This window comes from Veillonella sp. LMAG:90 (genome assembly GCF_008679445.1).
Classification (GTDB): Bacteria; Bacillota; Negativicutes; order Veillonellales; family Veillonellaceae; genus Veillonella_A.
Genome location: NZ_NAND01000001.1, coordinates 1,206,917 through 1,215,000 on the forward strand (window position 1 = coordinate 1,206,917; position 8,084 = coordinate 1,215,000).

General features: G+C 43.7%; 5 protein-coding genes and 2 rRNA genes (1 of these 7 cut by a window edge). All 7 read left to right on the forward strand.

The window, feature by feature from the left end; genetic code table 11:
* The first annotated feature begins 78 nt into the window (after positions 1-78).
* Entirely contained in the window at positions 79-1,335 is a 1,257-nt protein-coding gene (secD, locus tag CCC71_RS05345; RefSeq protein WP_021840943.1) for a protein translocase subunit SecD, read from the forward strand.
* Positions 1,335-2,237 (forward strand): protein translocase subunit SecF, encoded by a 903-nt coding sequence (secF, locus tag CCC71_RS05350; protein ID WP_296333183.1) that lies wholly within the window; start codon positions 1,335-1,337, stop codon positions 2,235-2,237. The genes secD and secF overlap by 1 nt, the downstream gene beginning before the upstream one ends.
* A 247-nt stretch (positions 2,238-2,484) precedes the next feature.
* The gene (locus tag CCC71_RS05355) at positions 2,485-3,756 is read left to right on the forward strand and encodes an MFS transporter (RefSeq protein ID WP_226974692.1); all 1,272 of its coding nucleotides are present in this window, start codon (positions 2,485-2,487) and stop codon (positions 3,754-3,756) included.
* Positions 3,757-4,017: 261 nt separating this feature from the next.
* Entirely contained in the window at positions 4,018-4,227 is a 210-nt protein-coding gene (locus tag CCC71_RS05360; protein WP_021842383.1) for a hypothetical protein, read from the forward strand.
* 254 nt (positions 4,228-4,481) lie between these two features.
* Positions 4,482-4,871, forward strand: a complete 390-nt coding sequence (locus CCC71_RS05365) for a hypothetical protein (protein WP_021842384.1) — start codon at positions 4,482-4,484, stop codon at positions 4,869-4,871.
* Between the two features lie 512 nt (positions 4,872-5,383).
* Positions 5,384-6,946 (forward strand): 16S ribosomal RNA (locus tag CCC71_RS05370).
* A 296-nt stretch (positions 6,947-7,242) separates the two neighbouring features.
* Positions 7,243-8,084 (forward strand): 23S ribosomal RNA (locus tag CCC71_RS05375) (it continues 2,091 nt past the right edge of the window).
* Together the 16S and 23S rRNA genes form the textbook arrangement of a ribosomal RNA operon.

Genomic DNA, 8,084 nt, shown 5'->3' on the forward strand with positions numbered 1-8,084 from the left:
TCATTTTACACTGCTATTACGTTTCAATTTATTGGCGCAATAGTGGCTGCCCTGGCGATTTAAGGAGGGGGAATTTTTTTGAACGGTAAGGCACTGGCAAAATTTCTTGCAGTTATTGCCTTGATCTTTGCAGCCTTTATTTATTTTATTGGGCCTTTGGCACAATCGATTAAACAAGGTCTGGACTTACAAGGTGGTACACACATCGTTCTGGAAGCAGAAGATGCGGGCGAGAACAAAGTAACTGATGATGCGGTAGAACGAGCCAGACAGATTCTTGAACGTCGTATCAACGAAATGGGTTTGGCTGAACCATTAATTCAGCGTGAAGGTAAGAAACGTATCATTATCGAATTACCGGGTGTTAAAGATCCGGACCAAGCCATTAAAACCATTGGTAAAACAGCGGTTATGGAATTTAAGGATGAAAATGGCACAGTTCATTTAACCGGTAATGATTTAAAAGATGCGAAAGAACAAATCGGTCAGAATAAGCAATTCATGGTAGCTATTGAGTTTACCGATGAAGGGGCTAAGAAATTCGCTGATTTGACAACTATGAATGTGGGTCGTCACATCGGGATTTATCTTGATGGAGAACAATTAACAAACCCTGTAGTTAACGAACCGATTACGGGCGGTAAAGCCGTAATCACCGGTAGTAGGACCTTAGATGAAGCTAAAAACCTTGCGATTTTGCTTCGTTCCGGTGCGTTGCCTGTAAAAGTTAATGTATTGGAAGTTCGTACCGTAGGTCCGACACTTGGTCAGGACTCCAAAGATAAGTCGGTAACAGCCTTTGCCGTAGGTATCGGTCTTATCGTAGCGTTTATGTTGGTATTGTACCGTGTCTCCGGTTTCGTAGCGACTACAGCGCTTCTCATTTACGTATTATTATTGTTGGCCGTATTGCATTTCTTGCAGGCTACCTTAACACTGCCGGGGATCGCCGGTATTATTCTCTCCATGGGCGTCGCGGTGGATGCGAATATCCTGATTTTCGAACGCTTTAAAGAAGAAGTTCAGGTTGGTAAAACCTTGCGCATGTCTATGGAATCCGGTTTCCGGCGTGCCCTTGCAACTATCGTGGATGCGAACATGTCCGTTATGATTACGGCAGCCATCTTGTTTGTGCTTGGTTCCGGTCCGGTGCGCGGTTTCGCTATCACCCTCGGTCTCGGTGTTGCTATCAGTATGGTTACGGCCGTATTTGTAAGCCGTTATTTATTGCGGATGTTGATCGAATGTAATTTGACGAATCATCCATTCTGGTATGGTGCTAATGTGTCGCCAACCGCGACCATGGAGCTTTACAAGAAAGGAGGCAAAAAATAATGCGTTTTGACGTTATTAAACACCATCGTTGGTGGTTCACGTTGTCTTCTCTCTTGGTTATTGCCAGTCTTGTGTCTATCTTCGTACGCGGCTTTAACTTCGGTATCGACTATACCGGTGGTACCATTGTAGAAGTAGTATTTAATCAGCCTGTACAGGTTGCGCAAGTTCGTGAAGATTTGAAACAGTTCAATTTGGAAAATGCTATCATTCAGTTATTCGGTGAAAGCAATGAAACATCCGGTAAGGACGTTATCATTCGTACCCGTAACCTCGATGCGAATGAAAGCGCAGCCGTTGTGGAAAGCTTAAATAAAAATGTAGGTCAAAATGAAGTAAAACGTGTGGAATCCGTAGGGGCCGTAATCGGTTCGGAAGTTACGGAACATGCGCTTATTAACTTGGCCATTGCTTTCTTAGTATTGGCAGCGTATATTTCCTTCCGTTTCGAATACCGTATCGCGTTTTCGTCATTAGCCGCTATTTTCCATGACCTTATCATGGTACTTGGCGTATTCTCCTTCTTCCAGTTGGAAATCGATGCGTCCTTCTTGGCCGCTATTTTGACGGTAATCGGTTATTCCATGAATGAATCGGTAGTTATCTTCGACCGTATTCGTGAAAACACGCATACCCATAAACGTTCTGATACATTTGCCGATTTGGCGAATGCAAGTATTGCGCAAAGTATTCACCGCAGTTGCTATACTTTGACAACAGTATTGTTTGCTTGTTGCTCACTCTACTTCTTCGGTGGCGATACAACTAAAAACTTCGCTCTCTGTATGATTGTCGGTTTCGTAAGTGGTGCGTACTCTTCCATTTGCGTAGCTACTTCTATTTGGGCTATTTGGAAGAGCAGCAACAAAAAAGATATGCGTAATGCCGTTAAAGCTAATTAATGGTAATACATAAAATTAGTGTGGCTATATAATGCGAACGGTAGTATAATCGTATAAGTAATATAATTAACACAGTAGTCTTTCGAGGCTACTGTGTTTTATTTGTACTTTATGAGTTACCGCAAAATGATGGGACTCATTAAATACAGCCCAAAGTATAAACCTGTTATTGGAACAGAGTTTTAATAATCTTTCAGCAGGTAAAACTATAATGGTGTGATGATAGCGAAAAAGGAAGGAGATGTCTATGGGTCAGGACGGACAAAAAAATAGTACTCATCAAACTAATGCAGCGGGTACTCATGATATGGGGGATATGATGTCATCGAATCAGCAGCAGGCAGCGGAAGAAGGTAAAATTTGGTCAGCGGAATTTCTCGGTTGCGGCCTAAGCAGTTGTCTTTACTATATGAGCCAATATATATTGATTGCGGGCTTGCCTTTAATTATTACCGGGGTCTACGGCGGGACGGCCTTCCAAGCCGGTATGGCTATGACGTATTTCCAGATTGGTACAATTCTTTGTCGGCCCTTTGCCGGTGAAATTATAGACGGTTTTGACAAACGTAAAGTACTCTTTGCCACAACCGGTATTTTCCTGCTCATTATGATAGCCTTTAACTTTACACAGTCTATGGATTTAATCTTCTTTTTGCGCTTATTGCACGGTATGATTTTTGCTGTCGGCACGACGGCGGTAGCGGCAGTGGCCGTTTTGGTATTGCCGAAGCATCGCAAAGGGGAAGGGATAGGTTATTTTTCCGTATTCGTTAATGTGGCCATGGTTATCGGACCGTTTTTAGGGCTGACTATTCTGGATTTATGGGATAAGAATGCCTACTTTATCTTTTTAAGTCTTTGTGCTTTGTTGAGTTTTTATGTGGTTAATCGTAAACAGCTCGATGAGTCTTTGGCTCTGCCGCAATTAGCTAAAAAACGGCCTTGGAATTTTGATCGTTTCTTTGAGCGCACTACCTTGCCATGGGCTATCATCGGTGTTTTTATCAGCTTCACCTATTCCGGTGTATTGGTATTTGTGCCGATTATGCTTACTGAGATGGGGCAGGGTACTATGGCCAGCATTTTTTTCGTATTATATGCCTTAACCATTGTGGTAACTCGTCCGTGGGTAGGGCGGGCTTTTGACCAGTTGGGCGCGAATATATTAATTTATCCGGGCTTTCTCCTTTATGGTATCGGGATTATCATATTGAGTTTGGCCACTACGCCGTGGTGGATTATAGCATCAGCGCCAATTATCGGTCTTGGCTACGGTGCCATCAGTCCGGCCTTTCAGACATTGGGTGTTCAAGCGGCTGCTCCGGAACGAGCCGGTGCGGCTAATGCAACGTACTTTTTATCGCTGGACATTGGCGTAGGTTTAGGCTCAGCCCTTTTAAGTTTAGTCATCGGCTGGGTCGGCTTTGAATTGATGTATCAGCTTAATGCAGCCATCGCCATTGTGGGGCTCCTAATTTATCACTTCTATGTGAAACGTTTTTATCAACGTTTGGCGTAAAAATATAATAGTCATAATCAATAAACCGCAACATTAGATAATAGTTATATTACTGATTGTTGCGGTTTTTTTATGTAATGAGTTGTAACTTAGTTCTTTGACGGAAGAATACATACAAAAAATATTGAAGTATGAATAGATTGTTGTAAGCTGATATTCATAAGCAAAAATAAAAAAATAATTTTTATATTGAAAAAAATAGAAGAAGTTGTTATTATGATGGTAGCGAGTATGTGTTATTAAGAAATGGGGGTATTTCTTATGTCAGACATAAAAAAAGTAGAAGATCGCTTATTAGAAAAAGAAACAGAACGCCTTAATACCATCAAAGATTCTTTGAATTTGGGTGAAAAACACCCTGAAGAAGAAAAGGTTGAAGTTGATACCGGTAATAAGGTATATGACAAACTTTTGGAAAAAGAAATTAAACGTATGAATGTACAGGAAGAAGAATTAGGTTTAAAGAAATAATATTGGCAAATAATTGCTGAATATTAAGAAACATAACAATTAGCAGGATTAAGAGGCTGTAACTATATAAAGCATTAAGCTATATATCAGTTATGGCTTCTTTTTTTATAACTACACATTATGTTTAATCACTTTTTGAGATAAAATTTATAAAATTAGTTGATAAAGTTTATTTTTTATAATATTATATTTAGTAGAGAATCATTTTCTATTTTTTGTTAGTGTATAGTATTTTGAAAAAAGAGGTGGAGCGTATGAAACTTTGGAAAAGTGCAGTTCTTGCGTTAGGTGTGTTTGGTGCTTTAACTTTTGGTGGTACATTTGAAGTAAATGCAGCTGATTGGTACTACTTGGGTGAAAATACTGATGGGGAGCAATACTCGGTCGATAATAGCTCGGTTGTAAAAGATGATCGGGTAGCTACCATGTGGATTCGTGTAAATGAAACCAATGGCGAACATTATTTAGAGTTGGTTCGTATAAATCGTGTTAACTACACTATGCAAACCTTAGATGTAAAACCTTTCCATGCTGATGGCACACCATATGCAGCGGATGAGTTTTATTTTGATAATACAGTAGATACAATTCCTGAAGGCAGTATGGGTGAAGAGTTGTTCTACCTCGTGTGGGGGAAGAAATAGTTTCTTACTCACAGCAATGTACAGAATGCAATAAAGTAAACAATTAAGAATACATAGCCGATTGCCTGTGAGGTGTCGGCTATTATATTCTTGTTTTAAAATTTTCTGAAAAAAATTAAATTAGGGGTTGACGTTCCCCTTATTAATTTGGTAAGATAGTCAAGTCGTCAGTTGAAGACGACAAACAACACTGAGTGTTGTGAGTAGCCTGAATGTTTAAATCTCGTAAATAACTTGTAAAAAAGTTGTTGACAGAATAAAACAACGGTGTTACAATATAAAAAATGTCAGAGATGACGGTGACTGAATCGCAAATCTGAAATGCGTTAAGTGCAATGAAGATTAAGCGAGCAGATCTTTGAAAACTGAACAATGTAAGGTAATCATTTTTAACGAAATGAACATAGCCAGAGTGCGGGTTTCGACAACGTCGAAACCAACCAAATAAATTCTAGTCACTAACTTCGGTTAGAGACAAACAACGAAAACGAGCTAGCAAATAGCTCCAAGATATCTTGGAGAGTTTGATCCTGGCTCAGGACGAACGCTGGCGGCGTGCTTAACACATGCAAGTCGAACGGAGAGAGATGGAAGCTTGCTTCTATCGATCTTAGTGGCGAACGGGTGAGTAACGCGTAACCAACCTGCCCTTCAGAGGGGGATAACAACGGGAAACCGTTGCTAATACCGCGTACGAATGAACTTCGGCATCGAAGCTCATTGAAAGGTGGCCTCTATTTATAAGCTATCGCTGAAGGAGGGGGTTGCGTCTGATTAGCTAGTTGGAGGGGTAACGGCCCACCAAGGCAATGATCAGTAGCCGGTCTGAGAGGATGAACGGCCACATTGGGACTGAGACACGGCCCAAACTCCTACGGGAGGCAGCAGTGGGGAATCTTCCGCAATGGACGAAAGTCTGACGGAGCAACGCCGCGTGAGTGATGACGGCCTTCGGGTTGTAAAGCTCTGTTAATCGGGACGAATGGTCCTTGTGTGAATAATGCAAGGATTTGACGGTACCGGAATAGAAAGCCACGGCTAACTACGTGCCAGCAGCCGCGGTAATACGTAGGTGGCAAGCGTTGTCCGGAATTATTGGGCGTAAAGCGCGCGCAGGCGGTTTCATAAGTCTGTCTTAAAAGTGCGGGGCTTAACCCCGTGAGGGGATGGAAACTATGGAACTGGAGTATCGGAGAGGAAAGCGGAATTCCTAGTGTAGCGGTGAAATGCGTAGATATTAGGAAGAACACCAGTGGCGAAGGCGGCTTTCTGGACGACAACTGACGCTGAGGCGCGAAAGCCAGGGGAGCGAACGGGATTAGATACCCCGGTAGTCCTGGCCGTAAACGATGGGTACTAGGTGTAGGAGGTATCGACCCCTTCTGTGCCGGAGTTAACGCAATAAGTACCCCGCCTGGGGAGTACGGTCGCAAGGCTGAAACTCAAAGGAATTGACGGGGGCCCGCACAAGCGGTGGAGTATGTGGTTTAATTCGACGCAACGCGAAGAACCTTACCAGGTCTTGACATTGATGGACGAAACAAGAGATTGTTTTTCTCCTTCGGGAGCCAGAAAACAGGTGGTGCACGGCTGTCGTCAGCTCGTGTCGTGAGATGTTGGGTTAAGTCCCGCAACGAGCGCAACCCCTATCTTATGTTGCCAGCACTTCGGGTGGGAACTCATGAGAGACTGCCGCAGACAATGCGGAGGAAGGCGGGGATGACGTCAAGTCATCATGCCCCTTATGACCTGGGCTACACACGTACTACAATGGGCTTTAATAGAGGGAAGCGAAACCGCGAGGTGGAGCAAACCCCAGAAACAAGCTCTCAGTTCGGATCGTAGGCTGCAACTCGCCTACGTGAAGTCGGAATCGCTAGTAATCGCAGGTCAGCATACTGCGGTGAATACGTTCCCGGGCCTTGTACACACCGCCCGTCACACCACGAAAGTCGGAAGTACCCAAAGCCGGTGGGGTAACCTTCGGGAGCCAGCCGTCTAAGGTAAAGTCGATGATTGGGGTGAAGTCGTAACAAGGTAGCCGTATCGGAAGGTGCGGCTGGATCACCTCCTTTCTAGGGAGACATACACGAAGACAGGTTCTTCGATGTCACTTAGGTCGACACTTTGGCGCTGTACTTCGTACAGTAACCTACATTGTTCGGTTTTGAGAGATCTGCAAAGACTCTCAAGTTCATATAACTATATATGAGCATTGTTCTTTGAAAACTGCATAGAAGATAGATAATTAATATGTAAGGTAAGCCTCTTGGAGTAATCCAAATGGTTTAACCAAGCACATTAGGAAAAAATTCTCTGATTTATAAAGAGTAGGTTAAGCTACAGGCGAGACGCAAGTCTTAAAAATCTAAGTAAAGATTTTAAGGGCGTACGGTGGATGCCTTGGCTATACTGGCCGATGAAGGACGCGGTAAGCTGCGATAAGCTACGGAGAGGTGCAAGCAACCTTCGACCCGTAGATTTCCGAATGGGGGAACCCGGCAGAAGTTATGTTCTGTCACCCATACCATAGAGTATGAGGAGGGCACCTGGGGAACTGAAACATCTAAGTACCCAGAGGAAGAGTAATCAAACGAGATTCTCCTAGTAGCGGCGAGCGAACGGGGAAGAGCCCAAACCGGATCGGGAAACCGAACCGGGGTTGAGGACTGTCATCAAGTGTAAATGGGATAGAAGAATCGTGTTGGAACACACAGCCGTAGAAGGTGAAAGCCCTGTAATCGAAATCCTGCATGCACGGGACAGTATCCAGAGTACCACGAGACACGTGAAACCTTGTGGGAAGCAGGGGGGACCACCCTCCAAGGCAAAATACCAGTATGGACCGATAGCGCATAGTACCGTGAGGGAAAGGTGAAAAGCACCCCGGGAGGGGAGTGAAAGAGAACCTGAAACCGTATGTCTACAAACAGTCGAAGCGCGTATAATTGCAGCGCGACGGCGTGCCTATTGAAGAATGAACCGGCGAGTTACTGTTACTAGCGAGGTTAAGTGGAAAACATGGAGCCGAAGCGAAAGCGAGTCTGAATAGGGCGAATAGTTAGTGATAGTAGACCCGAAACCGTAGTGATCTATCCATGGCCAGGTTGAAGCACAGGTAAAATTGTGTGGAGGACCGAACTCGTGAGCGTTGAAAAGCTTTGGGATGAGCTGTGGATAGGGGTGAAATGCCAATCGAACACGGAGATAGCT

Bases quoted from the DNA above. Each gene is read 5' to 3' on its own strand.
- CCC71_RS05355 (WP_226974692.1), top strand. From the start codon at position 2,485: ATGGGTCAGGACGGACAAAAAAATAGTACTCATCAAACTAATGCAGCG.
- CCC71_RS05365 (WP_021842384.1), top strand. From the start codon at position 4,482: ATGAAACTTTGGAAAAGTGCAGTTCTTGCGTTAGGTGTGTTTGGTGCT.
- CCC71_RS05360 (WP_021842383.1), top strand. From the start codon at position 4,018: ATGTCAGACATAAAAAAAGTAGAAGATCGCTTATTAGAAAAAGAAACA.
- secF (WP_296333183.1), top strand. From the start codon at position 1,335: ATGCGTTTTGACGTTATTAAACACCATCGTTGGTGGTTCACGTTGTCT.